Here is a 20,003-nt window from a genome sequence, read left to right on the forward strand (position 1 = left end):
CGCCGCGTACCGCCGCGTGTCCTACGCCGTCGCGAAGCGGAAGGTGCTCGTCACCGCGTCGAAGATGTCGTGGAACGCTTCGGCGAGGTCGAGGACGGGGCTGGCGCCGGAGACGAGGACGATCTCGGCGGGGCGGCCGGGAACGGGGATGTAGGTCTGGGTGAGCGCCATCCGGACCGTGCGGGTGTCGCCCTGCTCGACGGGGACGTCCTCGACGCCCACCGTGCGGGCGCACAGGCCGACTTCGGGGATCTCGACGGTGGTGACCCGCCGCCAGGCGTCGCCTTCGCGGCGGGGCGTGATCGTCCTGAGCGTCTCGGCGATGACGCGCGGGTCGGTGCTCAGCGTGGAGCCCTGGGAGCCGGTGGCGCTCACGACGGTGACGGTGACCATCGCGGTCAGCGGGACGCCCTCGAAGTTCTCGGCCATGCAGCCGCAGTAGAGCGCCCCCGCGTCATGGGCGTCACGGGCCATCCGGCGCAGCAGCGCGACCAGGTCCTTGCGGTACGGGGCCAGTTCGGGGACGGCCCGGACGCGCGCGTCGATCAGCGCGCGGACGGTCTCCTCGCGGCCCTCGGGCCGTACGTCGAACTCCCACCACGACTCGGGTACGGACAGGGAGACACCGACCGGCGGGGCGGCGGGGGCTTCCGGCGTGCTCTCGTTCATGACCGGCTATTCCTTCGTGCCGTGCGGGGCGGGCCCCTGCTGCGGGCCGGGGGCGCTCTCGGTGGAGTCGGCGAGCTGCTTGGCCAGGTCGGTGTCCACCTTGCGGATCTCGCTGACCACGGTGGTCGCCATCTTCTCCAGGCCGGTGAGCTGCTTGTGGATGTCGCCCCTGCCGTCCTTCCAGTTGGACTGGAAGTGGTCGAGCGCGCCGGCGACGCTGCCGTCGCCCATGTCGTCCTCGAAGGCCCGCAGGGTCGCCTTCGTGTCGTCGAGCCGCTTGGTGATCGACCCGAGCATCGTGGCGAAGTCCTCCAGCAGGTCGAGCGGTATCGCCAGCCGGTCCTCGCTCATGCGTCGCCGTCCTCCCAGTCCAGGCTGCGGGCGCGGTACGTGTAGGTGGCGCAGAATGCGGCCAGTTCGGCGGGGAGCGGCTGGACGCAGTCCACCGAGTAGTCGAGGAAGTATTTCGGCGCGATGGCGTTGAACTCCCAGAAGGTGTATTCGGGTTCGAGCCGGTCGAGCACTTCCTGGTAGAGGTCGCGGACTTCGAGGAAGTCGAGCAGTTCCGGCAGCGTCCATTCGGCGACGGATTCGCCGGGGTCGCTCGGCAGCCGTGTCGTACCGGCTTCCGAGGACTTCCGCAGCGGGCTCCCTGCGGCGAGCGTCCGCACGTCGTCGGCGGAGAGGAAATGCCAGGGGCCGTCCTTCTCGACGAACACCCAGCTGTCGACGTTGGCATGGCGGAACAGCTCGCCGGACGCGCCGAAGAACACCTGCTCGGTGAAGGCCATTCCCGGGCGGCGCTGCTGCCGGGTCCGCCCCTCGAACTCGACCTCCACGTCGTGGTCGCCCTGGGTGAGCTGCCGCAGCGCGTCCGCGCGGAACTCCCGCCGGTACGGGGAGGTGCGCAGGCACGAGTGGTGGAAGGAGCCTTCCAGGAACACCTCTTGGGGGTCCCAGGGCGCCAGCAGCATTCGGTAGCTCTTCACGAACGTGGTCCAGCCCGGCACCTGGAGGACATAACGTCCGCAGAACTGGCAGGCGTTGGGTCCGTTCATCGCGCCCGAATCCTCCGTACTCACACTCAATGCCGTCGCTGAAGGTGATTCACGCCGACTATACATGAGGCACTCTCACCACGTACCCGCGGTCATTCATGGGACCGCCCGGCGGATATTGCCCCTGTGGCACGTCGATAATTCCGTTGTGGTCGAAGAACGTGACATTGCCGTCGCGGCTGACCACGGCTTCCACGTGCCTGCTCGCCTTGTTGTCGAGGTCGAACTGCATACTGTTCCGCATTCCCCGGGCCCGTTCGATATCGGTCGGCGGCCCCGGTATGCGGTCCTCGGGGTGGGTGTGGACGGTGAACTTGTAGCCCCGGCCGCGCAGGTCCTTCGGAATGGAACTGCCGATCTCCGTGCCCCGGAAAAGCCGCAGTTCACCGCCGGGGCCCTGGACGATGGCGTGTTCCACACCCGCGAATTTCTGGAGTTCCGCGAGGTGGGTGACATTCACCTCGGCGGGGCGGATCTGGATGTGGCCGTCCTCCAGCGCCTTCACCAACTGCTTGGCCTTCGGTGACAGATCGCGGAAGGGAATGGTGCCGCCGGGCAGCCGGTCGCCGCCCTTGAAGGCGACCGTGATCGCCCGGAGACCCTCGCCGCCGTCCCGGATCAGCGATGCCATGTTCTTGAGCGCGCCCTTGGCCGAACCCAGCGCGTGGGCACCGATCTTGAGCAGGCCGCCCGCCTTGTAGAGCTCGGCGAGCTTGCCGAGGGAGGTCAGGCCCTTGGTCATGGGGACGCAGTCCAGGACGGCGAAGAGCACGTCCCACAAAGTGGCCTTGCCCTGGATGTATTTGGTGACGGTGTCGGCAAGGACGAGCAGCGCCGCGGCGACGACGAGCCAGGCGAGCGGGCCGCCGATGATCATCACGACGATGCCGAGGACCGCCACGATCCACTTGCAGACCGTGATGATCTCGTCCCAGTGGTCGGCGACCCAGTGGACCGCCTTCTCCCACCAGTGCCGGTTCCTGATCCCCGCGTCCGACGCCTCGTGCAGCCTGGCCACCGTGCGTCGCGCCGCGTCCTCCCGCATACCCCGCGCCTGCTCCGCCAGCCGCTTCGCCGCGTCGAGCGCCGACTGCGCGGAGGAGACGGCCTGCTGGGCGTCGGCCCGACGGGCCTTGGCGGCGGCCAGGTCACGGGTGGCCTGGCGGACCTGGTCCGAATCGGGCGGCGGGACGGTCGCGCCGTGGTTCTTCGCCGGATCGTACGAGTCGGCGGTCGACGTGGCCGTGTGCACCCAGTCCTGCGCACCGTTCAGACCGCTCTGCGCGGAGACCAGCCGGGCATGCGCCGTGCGCCCGTCGGCCAGGGCGCGGTCCGCCTGGTACTGCGCGTGCTCCAGATCCGGCCAGTACGACTCCAGCGCCTCCGCCGCGATCCGGTACGACGTATGCAGCTTGTCGAGGTTCTTCGGCGTCGACCCGAACTCCTCCCGGAACGCGTCCGCCGACAGCCCCGCCCACGCCAGGATCGCGTCCTCCGACTGCATCCCCTTCACCAGCCGCAGCGCGCCGCCCACATCGTCCGCGAACTCGTGCAACTGCCGCGACAACGTCTTCACCCGCGACGCGTCACCCGGAACCGGATCGCGATCCATGTCGAGTATGTGCCAGTCGCTCGGACGACCCATGCGTCAATTCCCCCGTCGGCGCGTGGTGTTCAGCGGGTGGTGTTCACGGGTGGTGAACCGGTGATCAACAGCTGATCATCAGTAGAGACGTTTCACGCCACCTGAAGGGTTCCCGGTCGCGGTATCGGCTTTCTTTTGGTCAATCAGTGGTCAAGTCGCGTGTGAGGAAGACGAACTGAGCGGGTTTGTCCGGGAGTTCGACGCGGGGGCCGAGGGTGAAGCCGGTGCTGAGGAGACGGTCGATCGCGCGGGTGTTGCGGGCGTCGGGTTCCGCGACGATACGGCGGCAGGCGGGGTCGGCGAAGACGTGGGCGAGGAGGGCGCTCAACAGGTGCCGCGTGTAGTCGGGTTCGCGTTCGGCGCCGGGGTCGATGGGGCCGACGAAGACGTGGACGCCGACGTCGCCGGGCAGCCGCTCGTAGAAGTCGCCGATGGGGTCGGCCTCCGGCTGGTAGGTCTGGAAGAGGGCCACGGGGCGGTCGTCGCGGCGGACCAGATAGGCGTGGTGGGTGTCGAGCGAGTCCAGGAAGGCGTAGATCTCGCGCACCTGGTCGCGGGTCGCGTCGCCCATGCCCCAGAACCGGCCCCGCGCCTGGGTGACCCACGCGTGGATGAGGCCGATGTCCCGGTCGGGGTCGACGGGCACGAAGCGGACGGTCCCGAAGCCGGCGGGCGGCCCGTGAAAGGCGGCGGCTCCAGCGGGGCCAGCGGCAGGCGCTTCGGGGGCTTCGGGTGCTTTCGGGGCTTCGGGGGCTTCGGGGGCTTCGGGCACAGAGGTCTCCCTGGTGAGTCGGGTCCAGTCGGTGACCACGGGGACGAGGTCGCCGCGCAGCCAGTACGGAAGCTGGTCGCGGTGGTGCGGGCCGCCGGGCACTCCGCTCGCTCCGAAGGGCACGACCCACCGGCTGTTCTCACGGTCGGCCAGATCCCATACGTAGCGGGCGGCGGGCCCGCGCAGGCTGTGGTGGGTGATGCCGGGGACGCTGGACGTGGACAGCACGCAGTCGTGGTCCCCCGCCAGCCTCGGCCACACCTCGGGCGCGTGCCCGTACGCGTCGGGCGGCAGCGCCTGCCAGGGCGCGAGCCGGTGCAGTTCCCCCCAGGTCCGCTCCCCCGCACCCGCCTCCCCCGCACCGGCCCCCGCCGTCTCCTCCAGCGCGGCCCGTACGATCGCGGCCCGGTCCCGCGCGGTTATGAGCCCGCCGCCCAGCAGCGTCTCCAGCGCGAACGCCACCCGGGGCACCAGTGCCAGCCACGGCGTGAACGTCGCGGGATACGACGGCAGATGGACGAGTTCGGCCAGCGGGGCGAGCGCGGGGTGCGCGGCGAGACCGCGGACGACCGCCGCCCGCAGTAGGGCGTATGACGCGGCGTCAGTGCTCTCGGCCGCCATTCGCCGGTCCCAGCGCAGGAGTCGCGCGCCGAGAGCGGAGGCCGCGGGACTCAGCGGCGGCGTGTCAGGGCCCTGGAGGGCGGCCACGAGGTCCAACAGGGCGCGGGCGGAGCCGAGATGGACGTCGGTGTGGATCGCCCCCATGCCGTCCGCCGTCCAGTCGTCGGCGGATGCCAGAAGGCGGCGGATGCGGCGCGCGCGGTGCGGCGCGGCGAATTCGGTGCCGAGCGGGGCGGCCAGTTCGCGCGCGTTGGCCATCACCGCGAGGCCGTCGCGGACGTCGGCGCGCGGCAGGGGCGCGTAGGCGCCGGTCCACGCGTGCTCCTTCCGCCACGCGGGCACGGCGTACAGGGAGTTGTCCGGATGCCGTACGGGCACCCGGCCCGCCGTCCGGTGCAGGAGGCCGCCCTCGGTGTCGGCGGCCTGCACGACGTTGACCGGCTCGACCCAGCCGTCCAGCGCCCGGTCGACGTCGCCGACGGTGGTGGCGCGCAGCAGCGACGGCAGTGCGGAGAAGCCGAGTTCGGCTCCCGCGCGGGCGGGACAGCGCAGGCTGACGGCGTTCCAGATGGTGTCCGCGCCGCCGTCCGACGCGCCGCCGTCCGACGCGGCGGGGGTCTCGGGCGCGGCGGCGGTCTCGGGCGCGTCGGGGTTCCCCGGCGCGTCGGGGCCGCCGATGATCACCGGGCCGCGTGCGGTCTCGACGATCTCGACGCGGACGGGGTCGGCGTCCGCGACGGCGACGGTCTCGGTACGGGAAGCGGCGGGCTCCCAGCCGTCGGGGCCGAGGGCCCGGACGGAGCCGTCGGGGGCGCGGCGCAGGTGTTCGCGGTAGAGGTCCTGGTAGTCGGCCATGGCGTTGGTGATGGCCCAGGCGACCCGGCCGGTGTGGCCGAAGTGGGCGAGGCCAGGGACGCCGGGGACGGCGAGGCCGACGACGTCGAACTCCGGGCAGGCCAGGCGGATCTGCTGGTAGACGCCCGGTGCCTCGATGAAGCGGTGCGGGTCGCCCGCGAGGAGCGCCGCGCCCGTGGCGGTGCGGTCCCCGGTGATCAGCCAGCCGTTGCTGCCCGCGGTGCCGGGCCCGTCGGTGGCGAAGACCGCGACGGCGTCCGGGCCGAGCCGCCGGGCCGCCTCGTACCGCCAGAGTTTGGCGGGGAAGCCCGCGAAGAGGATGTGGGTGGAGAGCCAGACGGCCAGCGGCGTCCAGGGCTGCCAGCGGCCGGGTGCGAGGCCGGTGGCGGCGAACTCCGGTGCCTGCGCCGCGCCTTGGGGCAGCCCGGCGTTGACGCCCTCCACGTACGCGGCGACCCACCGCGCGGTGTCCCGGTCGAGCCGGGCGTGGCAGCGGCGGGCGGTGTCGGCGAGCAGCGCGCGGCGGGCGAAGCGGTCCCACTCGACGGCGTCGGCGCCGAGGAACGCGGCGGTGCCGCCCTCCGCACGGTGCCGTTCGGTCTCCAGCTGCCAGGCCCGGTCGACGGCGGCGTTCCGGCCTTGAGCGAAGGCGAGTTCGCGGGCGCTGTCCGCGCGGAGGTGGGGGATGCCCCAGGCGTCCCTGAAGACCTCGCTGCTCACCCTGACTCCCTCTGATCATTAAGGTTAGGGTGCCCTAACTTAACAGGAATCGGGGACCTCACAAGGGCCGGACACCTCACAGGGGCCGGGGACCTCACAGGGGCCGGGGACCTCACAAGGGCTGGGGACTCCACGAGGGCCGGGGAACCCACAGGGATCGCGGGCCACACGGCGGCGGGCGGCACGGCCGCGGGCGGTACGGAGCCCGCCCGTACCGCCCGCCGTCACGCCGCGTCCCCGGGTCCGCGCGTCAGACGCCCTCGGACACCTTGAGCACGATCTTGCCGGTCAGGTGCCCGGCCTCGCTCGCGCGCTGCGCGTCGGCCGCCGCCTCCAGCGGGAACACCTCGTGGACGGCGATGGTCAGCTTGTCCGCGGCGAACAGCGCCAGCGCCTCCGCGAAGGCGGGCTCGCCGTAGTACCCCTCGGCGCCCGAGGTGAAGCGGACGCCGAGCTTGCCCGCGCCCGGCGCGTCCGCGATGGACAGCACCCGCTCGGTGCCGCCGGTCAGCTCGACCGACGCCTGGAGCGCGTCGCCCCGCCCGGCCGCGTCGAGCGCCGCGTCGATCCCCTCGGGCGCGGCGGCCCGCACCCGTTCCACCAGCCCGTCCCCGTAGGCGACCGGGACCGCGCCGAGCGCCCGCAGGTGCTCGTGGTTGGCCTCGCTCGCCGTGCCGACGACCTTGACGCCGCGCGCGACCGCGAACTGTACGGCGACGGTGCCGACGCCGCCCGCCGCGCCGTGGATCAGCAGCGTCTCGCCGGGCCGCACCTTGAGCATGTCGAGCGCGCGGTACGCGGTCTCCGCCGCGACCGGAAGCGCCGCCGCCTGCTCCCAGCTCAGCGTGCCGGGCTTGAGGGCGACCTTCGCGACCTCGGCGAGCGCCCGCTCGGCGTAGGCGCCGGTGGCGGTCTGGCCGAAGACGTCGTCGCCGACCGCCAGGCCCTCGACGCCCTCGCCCAGCGCCTCGACGACACCCGCCGCCTCAAGGCCCGGCACATGCGGGAAGTCCACGGGGAAGACCTGCTCCATGTAACCGGCGCGGATCTTGCTGTCGAGCGGGTTCACGCCCGCCGTGCGCACCGTGATCCGCACCTGGCCGGGGCCCGGCTCCGGCACGTCGGTGTCCACGGCCCGCAGCACGTCCGCGGAGCCGTATTCGGTGAAGGCGATGGACTTCGTCATGGGTTCACAATCCTTCGGAGGGCTCGGAAATATTCGAGAACATTCGGAAACCTGAAGCAATTGCCTTGGCGGGCGCCCGAGGAGACGCGGCGCCCTGGTGCGACGGCGGCGTTCCCCGGGCGTTCCGCCGGCACCTCCTAGGCGTTCCCCGGGCATCCCCGGGCATTCCCCGGGTGTCCCGGGGAACTCCCCGGGTGTCCCCGGCACTCCCCGGGGTCCTTCAGGGCACTTCCCAGCATCGCCGCGGGCCGCCGCCGACCCGGCCCGCCGTTCGGACGGTTCCGCCCGGCCGAAAGGACAGTCCGCGCCCATCATCGCCGCCGTACGCTCGGGAGGCATGCCGAGCCATGACGGAATCCGCCCGCAGGACGCCCTCGCGCGGGCCCTGGTCGTCACCCGCGCACCGCTGCCCGACACCATGCGGCGGCTGTCGGAGGTGCTGACCGACCTGGTGCCGCACCGGGCGGTCGCCCGGCGGAGCGCCGTCTGCACGTTCACTCCGACGGCGGCCTTCGGCGATGAGGAGCTGACCGGCCGGATCACCGGCGCCGAACTGACGCGCCTGGCCGGGCGGGTGACGGCGGGCGCGCCCTGGCAGGGCGAGGCGGTGCTGGCCGGGGCGCCGCACCCGGTGCTCGCCGTCGCTTCCACGCGTGAGTTCGCCGAGCCCGCCGAGACCACCGAGGCCGCCGACACGGGCGCGGGCGCGGGCCCGCTGCTGGTCGCCGTACGCTCCTCGGCCGAGCCGCTGGACGCCGACGTCACGGCGGTGGCGCAGGGCCTGTGGGACCTGGTCACCGTCAACCAGGAGCGCCGGATGGCGGAGGCAGGACCGACGCAGGCGGCCAGTTCGCGGGCCGCCGCCGCGGCCAGGGCGCGGGCCATCGCGGAGCTGACCGACGCGCACTCCTCGGTGCTGTCGGCGATCCTCGGTACGCTGCGCGCCGCGTCGCTGGACGACACCGCCGCGCGGCGCGGCGCCGTGGACCTGGCCGTCGCGGCCCTGATCGACCTGCGCGCGGGCGCCGACCTGGACCGGGAGCTGAGCGAGGAGCCCGCGGACGCCGCCTTCGGCCGTCTCACCGCCGAGCTGCGCCCGCTGCTGCGCTACAGCCCCGTCGAGCTGGACCTGCGCCCTCCCGCCTCCCGCCGTACGCTGGCCGCCGACGTGGCCCACGGCGCGCGGGCGGCGGTACGCGGGGCCGTCCTGGCCATGCTGGAGCAGGGCGGCCTGGGGCGGCTCCATGTGAGCTGGCAGCTCGACGAGGACACGCTCCGCGTGCTGGTACGCGACGACGGGCCCGGCCTGCTCGCCCCGGAGGCGCTCGCCGTCCACCGCTTCACCGACCGGCTCACGGCGCTCGGCGGGCGGCTCGTCCTCGACGCCCTGCCCGGCTGGGGCTCCACCCTCACCGTCACCCTGCCGCTGTCCCCCGACCTCCCGGCCGCCCCCGCTGCGGCCGGGCCGCTGGACGCCCTCCATCCGAGGGAACGGCAGGTCCTCGAAGAGCTCGCCCTCGGGCGCCGCAACCGCGAGATCGCCCTCGCCCTCCACATCAGCGAGTCCACCGTGAAATTCCACGTCGCCAACATCCTCGCCAAGCTCGGTGTCGCCTCCCGCGGCGAGGCCGCCGCCCTCGCCCGTACGGCGGCGGCCACCGCGTAGCCCGCGCTCAGCCGTCACCGGTCGGGCGTCAGGCCGCGACGGCGACCGCCGCGCGGCCGAGCCGGACACCGCCGCGGGCCGGCCGGAAGACGACGAGCCGCAGGAGCAGGAAGCGGCCGAGGCCGGCGAGGGCGGAGGCCGCGATGTAGACGCCCTGCCGGGTGAGGGCGTCGCCGGACGGATACACGGAGGCGTAGGCGAGCAGCGCCCCGGTGGTGAAGAGGTACGACAGCAGGACGGTGAGCGCGCAGGCGCAGTGGTCGGACCAGGTGGCGCCGCCCCGGCCGAAGGTGAAGCGGCCGTGGAGTTCGGTGGCCAGGACCGTGGAGCCGATGGTGACGACGGCGTTGGACAGGGCGAGGGGGACGCTGTCGCCGATCAGCAGGAGGACGCCGCTGGCGAGGACGGTGACTCCGCCGCCGCACAGCACGAACCGCACGAAGGAGGCGAGGGCCGCGGTGCGCGAGGACGGGGACGCGATGGCCGCCCGGCCGGTGATCGCCGTGCTGGCGGCCATGGTCAACTCCTGTGTCGTTGACGGCCGCTGAGGGCGCCCGTCGTCGTGTCACCGACTCTTCCGCACGGCCGCGCGCGGGCCCATCAGGTGTGTCCCCCATTGCGTGTGGGGGCTACCCCCACCCCTCCTCAGGGGCGCGCCCCCCACATACCCGAGGGTCCCGATCATTAGAAGAAGATGAACGTACTTATCCATGGTTTACAAGGCGGGTGGCGCACATCACCCTTGCTTTGCGCGGCGCAATGCCTCTTTTGTCCAGATGTGAGCCATATGCGCGTTTGACCATGCCTGGCACTGCGTGCCAGAGTCTTCTCAACGGCCCGCACCGACCCGCGCTCGGCCGTTCCACAGACGCCGCGAACCACACCCCCCTTGCTTCGCGGCGGTTCGAAGAGGCCCTTGCGCAGTCGTTACCACGACGCGAAGGGCCTCTTCACAATGTCCGGGCCGGTCACGGCGGTACGGCCCCGACGCCCCCGCACGACGGCCCCGACTCCCGCGCCGGGCGCGAACTACCGCTCCGGGACCCGCAGTTCGAACCACGTCGTCTTGCCGCGCGGCTGGAGGTCGACACCCCAGCGGTCGGAGAGCTTGTCCACCAGGAACAGGCCCCGGCCGCTGGCGTCCAGGCCGCGGACCGGCAGCAGGCAGGGCAGCGCCCGCGAGGGGTCCCGCACCTCGACCCTGACCCAGCCCCGGCGCCAGTGCATCCGCAGCCCGAACGTCCGCGCCCCGGTGTGCCGTACGGCGTTGCCCACGAGTTCGGAGACGAGCAGTTCCACGGTGTCGGCGAACTGCGGGAGGCCCCAGACCCGTACCACGGAGAGCGCCAGGCGCCGGGCGGTGGAGGCGGATTCGGGACGGGAGGTCAGATGGACCTCCTGGACGGACGGGTCGCCGTACAGATCGAGGGCCTTGGCCGCCGTGTCGTCGGTGAGAACGGGAACCGCACCCGCGGCGGTGTCCACCCGCTGCGGCTGCTCAGATGCTCCCCGGCCCGCCATGACTTCATGATGGCTGCAATTGCAGCGCTCCGAGGGGTAACCGGAGGAATTCGTCCGACGGAGTACGCCGCCCCACACCTGTGACTAGGCATATGCCCTGGGCACAGAACACCCCACAACGGCCCTGCTGATCAGTGGAGTTGACATATGCAACCATCACAGCGGATGGTGGCGGCCTCCTATTCCTTAAGGCTGGCATAAGGTTGCCTTAAGGTGAGCCGCGCACCCTGCGTCACCTCTGACGCGCTGTCAGCCGAGCACCCGTTCGACGCTCAGCCGCATGTGCGTCGGATCGCCGTCCCCGGCTGACCACGCGTCAGCATCCGCGGGCTCAGCGGAAGGTGGCCTTCCCCGGTCCGTCCTCGACGAAGCTGCGCATCCCCGTCTCGCGGTCCGCCGTGGCGAACAGCCCCGCGAACAAGGTGCGTTCGATCGTCAGCCCGGTCTCCAGATCCGTTTCGAGACCCGCGTCGACGGCCTCCTTCGCGGCCCGCAGCGCGTACGCGGGACCGCGCGCCAGCCGCTCCGCCCAGGCCCGCGCCCGCGCGTACACCTCGTCGGCCGGGACGACCTCGTCCACCAGACCCAGCGACAGCGCCTCCCGCGCCGTCACCATCCGGCCGGTGAAGATCAGGTCCTTGGCGCGCGAGGGACCGACCAGCCGGGACAGCCGCTGGGTGCCGCCCGCGCCCGGGATCAGACCGAGCAGGATCTCCGGCTGTCCGAGCTTCGCGTTCTCGCCCGCGATCCGGTAGTCGGCACACAGTGCCAGCTCGCAGCCGCCGCCGAGCGCGTAACCGGTCACGGCCGCCACCACCGGCTTCGGAATCCGCGCCACCGCCGTGAAGGACTCCTGGAGCGCCCGCGAGCGGTCGACCATGTCCTCGTACGACATGGCCTGCATCTCCTTGATGTCCGCGCCCGCCGCGAACACCTTCTCCCCGCCCCACACCACCACGGCCCGTACCTCGGGACGCCGCGCCGCCTCCTCGGCGACCTCCTTGAGCCGGTCCTGCGTGCCGGAGTCCAGGGCGTTCATGGGCGGCCGGTCGAGCCGGACGGTGCCGACGCCTTCGTCGACTTCAAAGGTCACAGTCATACGGGCGAGCGTACGACGGACGGCCCGCCCCAGGTCAGGGGCGGGCCGTCGCGGCTCACGTGCGGTGCCTCACACGGGCGGAACCCGATGCGGAACCTGATGCGGAACCCGGTCAGGACGTCCACTCGCTCCAGGGGAGGTTCCAGCCGTTGAGGCCGTTGTACCACTGGACCGTCTTGTCCTTGGAGTTCTGCACCTGCACCACGTCACCGATGATCGACTGGTTGTAGAACCAGGCCGCGGGGGTGCTCGCGTCACCCGCGCCGCGCACGTCGTGCAGACCCACGCAGCCGTGGCTGGTGTTGCTGTTGCCGAAGACCGAGGTCGCGGCCCAGTAGTTGCCGTGGATGAAGGTGCCCGAGGTGGTCAGCCGCATGGCGTGCGGCACGTCCTTGATGTCGTACTCACCGCCGAAGCCGACCGTGTCGCCGTTCATCCGGGTGGTCACGTACTTCTCGGAGATGACCATCTTGCCGTTGTACGTGGTGTGGTCCGGCGCGCCCGAGGAGATCGGGATGGTGCGCAGCACCTTGTTGTCGCGGTAGACGGTCATGGTGTGCTTGGCCGCGTCCACGATGCTCACCTGGCGGCGGCCGACGGTGAAGTGGACGTCCTTGTGCTGCTTGCCGTAGACGCCGGGGGCGCCCTCGACACCGTTGAGGTTGAGGCTCAGCGTGACCTTCGTACCGGCCGCCCAGTACTCCTGCGGGCGGATGTAGAGCTGCTGGTCGCCGTACCAGTGCGCGGCGACCGGGACCGACGGGCTCGCGCTGACCTTGACGCCTTCCTCGACGGCCTTCTTGTTCGTGATCGGCCGGTTGAAGTTGAGGAAGACCTCCATGCCGACGCCGACGGTCGAACCGTCCTCCGGCGTGTAGTAACCGACGAAGGTGTTCTTCGGGGTGACCGTGGTGAAGCTGGAGTGCTTGTCGGACTCACGTCCCGCGTCGTCCTTGGCGACCGCGTCCACCGAGTACTGCGTGGACGTGTCCAGGTGCCCGGCCGGCACCCATCCGGCGCCGTCGGCGGAGATCGCGCCCTCCACCTCCGTGCCCTTGTCGTCCTTCACGACGACCGACGAGAGCTTGCCGCCCTGCGCCGTGACCTTCAGCGTCCCCGTGGTCGACACCTCGGTCGAGCCGTCCTTCGGCAGGATCGTCACGACGGCGGTCGAGGCGACCGTGTCCGACGCGTTCGCCTTGCCGTTCGAGGCCGACGTGGAGCCGTTCCCACTGCCGGCCTTGCCGCCGCCACCGCCGCCACCGCACGCGGTGACCATCAGCAGCAACGCTCCGAGCGCCAGCACCAGAACGTTTCTCCTGATACCCGGCGCAGCCAATATCGGCTTCAACTCTTGCTCTCCCCTACCGCCCGGAACACCTGAACTCCCCTGGTCAGCGCAAGACAATCACACGGAACAAGCGCGAGTGCTCACGAGATTGTCACCGTTCCGTCCCAGATGGCTGTGGACCAGGGCCGGTCGGGGGTGTAGTGGGGGTGCGGCGGACGGCGAGCCCGCGTGCGCGGACGGGGCGGCGGACGGCGAGCCCGCGTGCGCGGACGGGGCGGCGGACGGGGAGCCCGCGCATGCGGGACGGGTGCGGCGGACTGGCGAGCCCGCGCGCGGGACGGGCGGGGCCGCCGCTACAGCGCGGAACCCGCCTGCCACTGGGCCCAGCTGAGATTCCAGCCGCCCATCCCGTTGTCGGCGGCGACCGTGCGGTCATGGGAGTTGGTCACGCGGATCGGGTCGCCGACCAGGGAGTGGTCGAAGAACCAGCCCGCCGGGCTGGTGGCGCTGCCGCCCTTGACGTCGCGCAGCCCGATGCAGCCGTGGCTGACGTTGGTGGTGCCGAAGACCCCGGCGGGCGACCAGTAGTTGCCGTGCACGAAGGTGCCGGAGTTGGTCAGCCGCATCGCGTGCGGGACGTCCGGGATGTCGTATTCGCCGCCGAAGCCGACCGTCTGGCCGTTCATGCGCGTGACGGCGTGCTTCTCGGCGATGACCATCACGCCGTCGTACGTGGTGTGCTGGGGCGCGCCGGTCGAGGCGGGGAGGGTGCGCACGACTGCGCCGCCGCGCCGGACGACCAGGGTGTGCGCCACCGCGTCCACGGTGCTGCGCTGGTCGCGGCCGATGGTGAACCGCACGTCCTTGGACTGGGTGCCGTAGACGCCGGGCGCGCCCTGGACGTCGCGCAGCCGCAGGTGGAGGGTGACGCGGGTGCCGGCCTTCCAGTAGTCGGCGGGGCGCAGGTCGAGCCGCTGGCCGCCGAACCAGTGGCCGGTGACGGTGACGGCGGGTACGGACGTGACCGTGATGGCGCGTTCGACGGCGGCGCGGTCGGTGACCGGGCGGTTGAACCTCAGCGAGACGATCATGCCGACGCCGACGGTCGAGCCGTTCTCCGGGGTGAAGAAGCCGATGAAGGTGTGCTGCGGCACGAGGGTGGTGAAGTCGGCGTGCTTGGCGGCCGGGCGGCCCTGCTCGTCGACCGCGTAGGCGTCGACGGTGTAGCGGGTGGCCAGCGCGAGGCGTCCGGTGGGCTTCCAGCCGCTGCCGTCGGCGGCGAGGGTGCCGGGCACGGGGGTGCCGTCCGCGCTCTTGGCGGTGACCCCGGTGAGCTTGCCCTGGCCGACGGTGACGCGCAGCGTCCCGCTGGCGGGTACGTCCTTCGCGCCGTCGCCGGGCGATACGGTGATGGCCGCCTGCGAGACGTCCGGTACGGCGGTCGAGGTGTCGGTCGACGTGGCGCTCGGCGCCCGGTCGTCACCCCCGCCCGTCCCGCCGGACCCGCCGGACCCGCCCGGTCCCCCGCAGCCCGCGATCAGCGTCGCACCCAGTACCACTCCCGCACCCGCGCGCAGCACGCGCCTCACCGCTGTCTTCACGCACCGTCAACGAGACGACCGCCGCCGGGGAAACGCGCTGTCCGCCGGCACGTGCACCGATCAACCGTGTGACTCCGTACCCCCCGGTGGGAATGAATGGAGCAGCGGGTGCGGGGAAACGGCCGTCGACGCGGGGAGGGACACCCGGCGTACGGTACGGACCCGGCCCGCCCTGCCGGCACAGCGCACCTGGTCACAGCTCGGTCCTTCGGAGCCGCGGGAGGCATACACGTGTCAGAGACACGCGAACACGGCGTCGTGGGACGCCCGGAGGGTCTTCCGCTGCCCGCAGGCGATCCGGGGGTGGCGACCGTACCGCCGCCGTCGCCGGTGCCGGGCCCGGCCGTACCGCGGGACCCGTCTGTCGCACTCGCCCCGGCCGTACCGCGGAATCCGCCGGTGGCTTCCGTATCGCTGCCGTCCGGTGCGTCGGACCGGCGGGTGGCGCCGCGGCTCGCGACCGTGTGGCCCGGCTCGGCGCAGCCGCTCGGCGCGCGTTTCCACGCCGGTCCCGGCGGGCGCGCGGGCACCAACTTCGCGCTGTGGGCGGGCGGGGCGGAGTCCGTCGAGGTGTGCCTGTTCGACGCGGACGGCACCGAGACGCGGGCGCCGCTGACCGAGCTGACCCATGAGATATGGCACGGCTTCGTACCGGACGCGCTGCCCGGCCAGCGGTACGGCTACCGGGTCGGCGGTCGCTGGGACCCGTGGACCGGCGCCCGCTGGAATCCGGCGAAGCTGCTGCTCGACCCGTACGCGCGGGCGGTGGACGGCGACTTCACGCTGGTCCCCGAGGTGTACGGGCACGTCCGCGACTGGCCCGAGCGGCAGGTCGCCGACACCGTGCGCGACAACCGCGACTCGGCGCCGTACGTCCCCAAGGGCGTCGTGGTCGACGATGACGACGACTGGGAGGACGACCACCGGCCGAAGACGCCCTGGTCGGACTCGGTGATCTACGAGTTGCACGTGCGCGGTTTCACCCGGGCGCACCCGGACATTCCGCCGGAGCTGCGCGGTACGTACGCCGGTCTCGCGCACCCGGCGGCCATCGCCCATCTGACCCGGCTCGGGGTGACCGCCGTCGAGCTGCTGCCGGTGCACCACTTCGCGCACGAGGAGCACCTGGAGCGCAAGGGGCTGCGCAACTACTGGGGTTACAACTCGATCGGCTACTTCGCACCGCACGCCGCGTACAGCGCGAGCGGCACGCGCGGCGAACAGGTCGGCGAGTTCAAGCGGATGGTGCGGGCGCTGCACGCGGCGGGTATCGAGGTGATCCTCGACGTGGTCTACAACCACACCGCCGAGGGCGGCGAGGGCGGCCCCACGCTGTCGCTGCGCGGTATCGACAACCGCGGTTACTACCGGCTCCAGCAGGACGCGCGGCGCTACGCCGACTACACCGGCTGCGGCAACACCCTCAGCGTCGTCCAGCCGCACGTGCTGCGGCTGATCACCGACAGCCTGCGCTACTGGGTGACCGAAATGGGCGTGGACGGCTTCCGGTTCGACCTGGCGGCGGCGCTGGCCCGCTCGACGCACGACGTGGACATGCTCTCCCCCTTCCTCACGGTGATCGCCCAGGACCCGGTGCTGCGCCGGGTCAAACTGATCGCCGAGCCGTGGGACGTGGGCTCCGGCGGCTACCAGGTGGGCGCCTTCCCGCCGCTGTGGACGGAGTGGAACGACCGGTTCCGCGACACCGTACGGGACTTCTGGCGGGGCGCGGCCGGGGACGTACGCGATCTGGCGTACCGGCTGTCCGGGTCGAGCGACCTGTACGACTGGGGCGGGCGGCGGCCGTACGCCTCGGTCAACTTCGTCACCGCGCACGACGGTTTCACCCTGCGCGACCTGGTGAGCTACGAGCGCAAGCACAACGAGGCCAACGGCGAGGACGGGCGGGACGGCACCGACGGCAACCGGTCGTGGAACTGCGGCGCCGAGGGGCCGACCGACGACCCCGGCATCAGCGCGCTGCGCCGCCGCCAGATCCGCAACCTGCTCTCCACACTGCTGCTGTCCACCGGGGTGCCGATGCTGGTCGCGGGCGACGAGATGGGGCGGACGCAGGGCGGCAACAACAACGCGTACTGCCAGGACAACGAGGTGAGCTGGATCGACTGGTCGCTGGCGGACGATCCGGCCTGGCGGTCGCTGTCCGATCTCGCGGCGCGGCTGATCGCCCTGCGCAGGGCCCATCCGGTGCTGCGGCGCGGCGGCTTCTTCTCCGGGCTCGCGCAGGCGCCGGAGGGGCTGCGCGATCTGGCCTGGTTCGGGCCGCGCGGCGAGGAGATGACGGACGAGGACTGGTTCGCGCCGGGCTCGACGCTGGGGATGTTCCTGTCGGGGCAGGAGATTCCGCAGCGGAACGCGCGGGGGGAGGCGGTCGTGGACGACAGCTTCCTGCTGATCGCGCACGCGGGGTCGCGGCCCGCCGCTTTCACGCTGCCGGGGGCGCCGTGGGCGGCGGCGTACGAACTGCTCGTCGACACCGCCCTGGAGGAGCAGACGGCGGCGCCGGAGGGGGCGCGTGCGGCGGCTGGTTCCGAGGTGGCGGTGGTGGAGAGGTCCGTACGGCTGTACCGGGCGTGCGGCGGCGGGGAGGGGCGGGAAGAGCTGCTCAGCGGGTGAGTTCGGTCACCGGAGCGGGCGGGCGGCGGGGGGTGGCGCCGGGTGGCGGGGGCCGGGGTGGGGGGGTGGCGTGGACCGGTGTGGACCGGTGTGGACGACACCGAATGGTCCAGTCCACTATGTCCTGGTGACCTCTTCCGCGCCCAGCCCCGACCGCGCCGGGGCCGATGCCGCCGAGCCGCTTTCGCAGCCGAATCTCATGCCGTTGTCCGACGCCGCGGTGGACCTCCCGCGTACCTCCCCGGTGGACCTCCCGCGCACGTCCCCGCTACCGGGCAAGGAGCGGCTGTGGTCGGCGAATTTCCGGTTCTACTTCACGGCCCGCTCCGTCGCCATGCTCGGCGACACGATGCTGCCGGTCGCGCTGTCCGCGGGCCTGATCCAGTACGGCTACTCGGCCGGTGACATCGGCCTGGTGATGGCCGCGTCCACCGCGTGCTTCGCCGGATTCGTGATCTTCGGCGGGGTCTTCGCGGACCGCTTCAACGCGCGGCGGCTGATGATCGGCGCCGATCTCGTACGCGTCGGCACGCAGTCCACCGCGGCGGTGCTCTTCCTCACCCACCACATCACGCTGTGGGAGATGGCGCTGATCGCCGTCGTCAACGGCACGGCGGCGGCCATGTTCCAGCCGGGCGTGGCCAGTACGGTCGTGCGGGTCGCCACCGATGTGCAGGGCGCCAACGGTGTGACCCGTACCGCCGAGTCCGTCGCGGGGCTGGCCGGGCCCGCGGTCGCCGGTGTCCTGATCGGCTTCACCTCACCGGGCGTCGTCTTCGCCGTCCACGCGTCCACGTATCTGGTCAGCGCGCTGTGCCTGATCGCGCTGCGGCTGCGACCGCTTCCGGCGAAGACGGGTGCCGGGACGGGGTCGGGGTCGGGCACGGGCACGGGCACCGGCTCGGGCACTGGCACTGGCACTGGCACTGGCACGTTCAAGGCCGATCTCGCGGAGGGCTGGCGGGAGTTCCGCGCGCGCACCTGGATGTGGGGGGTGATCGTGATCTGGATGGGCTACATGATCTTTGTCTTCGGCCCCTACATACCGCTCGCCGCCGGTCAGATCATCCCCGAGCACGGCGCGGGCGCCTACGGCCTCGTCAACTCCGCCCTCGGCGGCGGCACCGCGGTCGGCGCGCTGATCGCCATGCGCGTACGCGCGGACCGCCCCTTGCGCGCGGGCTCCATCGCCCTCTTCGGCACCGCCCTGATGCCCGCCTCGGTCGGCTTCGACCTCCCGGTCCCCGCGATCGCCGCCTGCGTCTTCGGCTCCGGCATCTGCTGGGCCTACTGGGGCGTCAACTGGGCCACCAGCGTCCAGACCCAGGTCCCCGGCGAGATCCTCAACCGCATCCACGCCTACGAGGTCGCCGGCTCCATCGCCATGATGCCGGTCGGCCAGTCCCTCGCCGGCCCCGCCTCCGCCGCCTTCGGCGCCCGCCACGTCCTCCAGACCGGCGCCGTGGTCACCCTCATCGTCTGCACCCTCCTCCTCTCCGTCCCCGCCATCCGCAACCTCCGCCGAGTCCCCACGACGTAGGGCCTGTGAGCCCCGGCCATCCACGCTCCCGCACCTCCCCACCCACCCCAACCGGGCAAGTCGGTTGCCCCGGACCGCCGGTACAACCAGGCTCGCTCTGGCCACGACGAGGTCGGTCAGCGCGGCGAGAAACCGCCGCCCTGCTGGGGCGAGTTCGACGACCATTGCGCCACCGACCACGGGAAGCGTCCCCTCGCACCGTCTCCACGTCATCGGTGGGCACGGCCAGGTCGTACGACCCGCTTCCGGTCGTCAACTCGAACCGCCGAAACTTGAACGCCCCCGGCACGCGTTCCCTCAACTAAGGACTGTCCCGCAGAGAGTTTGTAAGGCTTGGGTGACGGCGATGCCGGTGTGGCGGATACGGTGGAGCGGTTCATCGGTAGGGGGCTGGGGGGAACAGTGGGGCGCAGTGAGCTTCCCGTGGAGAACGCTGGCGAAAGGGATCTCTGTCTGTTCATCGAGCCGTACGGCGAGGACTTCTACCTCAAGCCTGGGGAGGTCTTCACGGTCGCACCTGAAGCCGAAGGGCTCGATGTCTGGTTCTCCACCCTTGTCTGGGAGGGAGGCATCACCGTGTGGCCCTACGAGAACGGCGATCCGACCAGGATTGTCCTTGAGTACACAGTGACCGACGCCAACGGGACTCGGCTGGAGTGCGGTCACCAAAGGCCGCCGAGGCCGACCGGTTCTGACATGCCTGCACTGGAATGACCCCCTCAGTCACCGGGTCGAAGCAAGATTGTGAAGCCGGGCGACGCCGAGCACAGCTCGGTACACGCCATCGCCTTTAAGGCGGCAGTCGCGGAGGATCTTCCAGCTCTTCATCCGGGCGAAGGTGTGCTCAACGCGAGCGCGGACCTGTTTGTGGGAGCGGTTGTGCTTCTCCTTCCGGGGCGAAGTTCTTCGCCCTTACGGCGGCGGTGCGGGATGACCAGACCGGTGTCCTGGTAGCCGCCGTGACGATAGTCATAGCGGTGCCGACGGCAGCCTTGGCCCCGGACTCCCCCCAGCCACGGGAGGGTGGGCACCAGGGTCCCGCCGACGATGAGGCACGGTGTCCTTGCGATCGTTTCACTCGGCAGAGAAACAACCACCGCCCCATACCCTCCCGGCCTGAGT

General features: G+C 71.8%; 15 protein-coding genes and 1 pseudogene. 4 read left to right on the forward strand and 12 right to left on the reverse strand.

Translation table 11 applies throughout. The features are described from left to right. Positions 1–21: 21 nt before the first annotated feature. From ACIOC1_RS06025 to ACIOC1_RS06050, 6 genes are all read right to left on the reverse strand, one after another. The gene (locus ACIOC1_RS06025) at positions 22–669 is read right to left on the reverse strand and encodes a hypothetical protein (RefSeq protein WP_391044687.1); all 648 of its coding nucleotides are present in this window, start codon (positions 667–669) and stop codon (positions 22–24) included. Positions 670–675: 6 nt separating this feature from the next. Continuing rightward, positions 676–1,020 carry a hypothetical protein gene (locus tag ACIOC1_RS06030; RefSeq protein WP_391122829.1) on the reverse strand — a complete coding sequence of 115 codons (345 nt, stop codon included), beginning with the start codon at positions 1,018–1,020 and terminating at the stop codon, positions 676–678. After that, the gene (locus ACIOC1_RS06035) at positions 1,017–1,727 is read right to left on the reverse strand and encodes a hypothetical protein (protein WP_391044685.1); all 711 of its coding nucleotides are present in this window, start codon (positions 1,725–1,727) and stop codon (positions 1,017–1,019) included. Before ACIOC1_RS06035 ends, ACIOC1_RS06030 begins: the two co-directional genes overlap by 4 nt. Before the next feature lie 58 nt (positions 1,728–1,785). Beyond that, positions 1,786–3,372, reverse strand: coding sequence for a putative T7SS-secreted protein (locus ACIOC1_RS06040; protein ID WP_355349308.1), 1,587 nt, complete (start codon positions 3,370–3,372; stop codon positions 1,786–1,788). A 139-nt stretch (positions 3,373–3,511) separates the two neighbouring features. Next, entirely contained in the window at positions 3,512–6,340 is a 2,829-nt protein-coding gene (locus ACIOC1_RS06045) for a GNAT family N-acetyltransferase (protein ID WP_401852257.1), read from the reverse strand. A 250-nt stretch (positions 6,341–6,590) separates the two neighbouring features. After that, positions 6,591–7,526: a zinc-binding dehydrogenase gene (locus tag ACIOC1_RS06050; RefSeq protein ID WP_391044678.1), complete on the reverse strand. Its 936-nt coding sequence runs from the start codon at positions 7,524–7,526 to the stop codon at positions 6,591–6,593. Between the two features lie 337 nt (positions 7,527–7,863). Between ACIOC1_RS06050 and ACIOC1_RS06055 the strand changes: the two genes are divergently transcribed. Next, positions 7,864–9,192 carry a LuxR C-terminal-related transcriptional regulator gene (locus ACIOC1_RS06055; protein ID WP_401852260.1) on the forward strand — a complete coding sequence of 443 codons (1,329 nt, stop codon included), beginning with the start codon at positions 7,864–7,866 and terminating at the stop codon, positions 9,190–9,192. A 28-nt stretch (positions 9,193–9,220) separates the two neighbouring features. Here the strand turns inward: ACIOC1_RS06055 and ACIOC1_RS06060 are convergent, their stop codons facing one another. The 5 genes from ACIOC1_RS06060 to ACIOC1_RS06080 form a co-directional block, all read right to left on the reverse strand. Next, complete coding sequence (locus ACIOC1_RS06060) at positions 9,221–9,709, reverse strand: hypothetical protein (RefSeq protein ID WP_401852262.1); 489 nt, start codon at positions 9,707–9,709, stop codon at positions 9,221–9,223. 512 nt (positions 9,710–10,221) lie between these two features. Beyond that, complete coding sequence (locus ACIOC1_RS06065; RefSeq protein WP_355349293.1) at positions 10,222–10,713, reverse strand: ATP-binding protein; 492 nt, start codon at positions 10,711–10,713, stop codon at positions 10,222–10,224. Between the two features lie 331 nt (positions 10,714–11,044). After that, positions 11,045–11,812, reverse strand: a complete 768-nt coding sequence (locus ACIOC1_RS06070; RefSeq protein WP_391044672.1) for an enoyl-CoA hydratase-related protein — start codon at positions 11,810–11,812, stop codon at positions 11,045–11,047. Between the two features lie 112 nt (positions 11,813–11,924). Next, positions 11,925–13,091: an Ig-like domain-containing protein gene (locus tag ACIOC1_RS06075; protein WP_401852763.1), complete on the reverse strand. Its 1,167-nt coding sequence runs from the start codon at positions 13,089–13,091 to the stop codon at positions 11,925–11,927. A gap of 365 nt (positions 13,092–13,456) precedes the next feature. Beyond that, a complete protein-coding gene (locus ACIOC1_RS06080; RefSeq protein WP_401852266.1) occupies positions 13,457–14,704 on the reverse strand; it encodes an Ig-like domain-containing protein in 1,248 nt (415 codons plus the stop codon). A 399-nt stretch (positions 14,705–15,103) separates the two neighbouring features. On the opposite strand from ACIOC1_RS06080, the gene glgX reads away from it, so the two are divergent. From glgX to ACIOC1_RS06095, 3 genes are all read left to right on the forward strand, one after another. Next, a complete protein-coding gene (gene glgX, locus ACIOC1_RS06085; RefSeq protein ID WP_401852268.1) occupies positions 15,104–17,341 on the forward strand; it encodes a glycogen debranching protein GlgX in 2,238 nt (745 codons plus the stop codon). A gap of 334 nt (positions 17,342–17,675) precedes the next feature. Continuing rightward, positions 17,676–18,881: an MFS transporter gene (locus tag ACIOC1_RS06090; protein WP_401852765.1), complete on the forward strand. Its 1,206-nt coding sequence runs from the start codon at positions 17,676–17,678 to the stop codon at positions 18,879–18,881. A 333-nt stretch (positions 18,882–19,214) separates the two neighbouring features. Next, the gene (locus ACIOC1_RS06095) at positions 19,215–19,595 is read left to right on the forward strand and encodes a hypothetical protein (RefSeq protein ID WP_401722777.1); all 381 of its coding nucleotides are present in this window, start codon (positions 19,215–19,217) and stop codon (positions 19,593–19,595) included. 9 nt (positions 19,596–19,604) lie between these two features. On the opposite strand, the pseudogene ACIOC1_RS06100 reads toward ACIOC1_RS06095, so the two are convergent. Then, a pseudogene (locus ACIOC1_RS06100) lies at positions 19,605–19,899 on the reverse strand (transposase family protein); the annotation flags it as partial. Between the last annotated feature and the right edge of the window lie 104 nt (positions 19,900–20,003).

Source organism: Streptomyces sp. NPDC088197 (assembly GCF_044741185.1).
In the GTDB taxonomy this organism is placed as follows: Bacteria; Actinomycetota; Actinomycetes; order Streptomycetales; family Streptomycetaceae; genus Actinacidiphila.

Excerpts from the sequence above, each read along its gene's own strand:
- ACIOC1_RS06035 (WP_391044685.1), bottom strand. The coding sequence starts at position 1,727 with ATGAACGGACCCAACGCCTGCCAGTTCTGCGGACGTTATGTCCTCCAG.
- ACIOC1_RS06025 (WP_391044687.1), bottom strand. The coding sequence starts at position 669 with ATGAACGAGAGCACGCCGGAAGCCCCCGCCGCCCCGCCGGTCGGTGTC.
- ACIOC1_RS06070 (WP_391044672.1), bottom strand. The coding sequence starts at position 11,812 with ATGACTGTGACCTTTGAAGTCGACGAAGGCGTCGGCACCGTCCGGCTC.
- ACIOC1_RS06055 (WP_401852260.1), top strand. The coding sequence starts at position 7,864 with ATGCCGAGCCATGACGGAATCCGCCCGCAGGACGCCCTCGCGCGGGCC.
- ACIOC1_RS06090 (WP_401852765.1), top strand. The coding sequence starts at position 17,676 with ATGCTCGGCGACACGATGCTGCCGGTCGCGCTGTCCGCGGGCCTGATC.
- ACIOC1_RS06040 (WP_355349308.1), bottom strand. The coding sequence starts at position 3,372 with ATGGGTCGTCCGAGCGACTGGCACATACTCGACATGGATCGCGATCCG.
- ACIOC1_RS06075 (WP_401852763.1), bottom strand. The coding sequence starts at position 13,091 with ATGGTCACCGCGTGCGGTGGCGGCGGTGGCGGCGGCAAGGCCGGCAGT.
- ACIOC1_RS06065 (WP_355349293.1), bottom strand. The coding sequence starts at position 10,713 with ATGGCGGGCCGGGGAGCATCTGAGCAGCCGCAGCGGGTGGACACCGCC.
- ACIOC1_RS06030 (WP_391122829.1), bottom strand. The coding sequence starts at position 1,020 with ATGAGCGAGGACCGGCTGGCGATACCGCTCGACCTGCTGGAGGACTTC.
- ACIOC1_RS06060 (WP_401852262.1), bottom strand. The coding sequence starts at position 9,709 with ATGGCCGCCAGCACGGCGATCACCGGCCGGGCGGCCATCGCGTCCCCG.
- ACIOC1_RS06050 (WP_391044678.1), bottom strand. The coding sequence starts at position 7,526 with ATGACGAAGTCCATCGCCTTCACCGAATACGGCTCCGCGGACGTGCTG.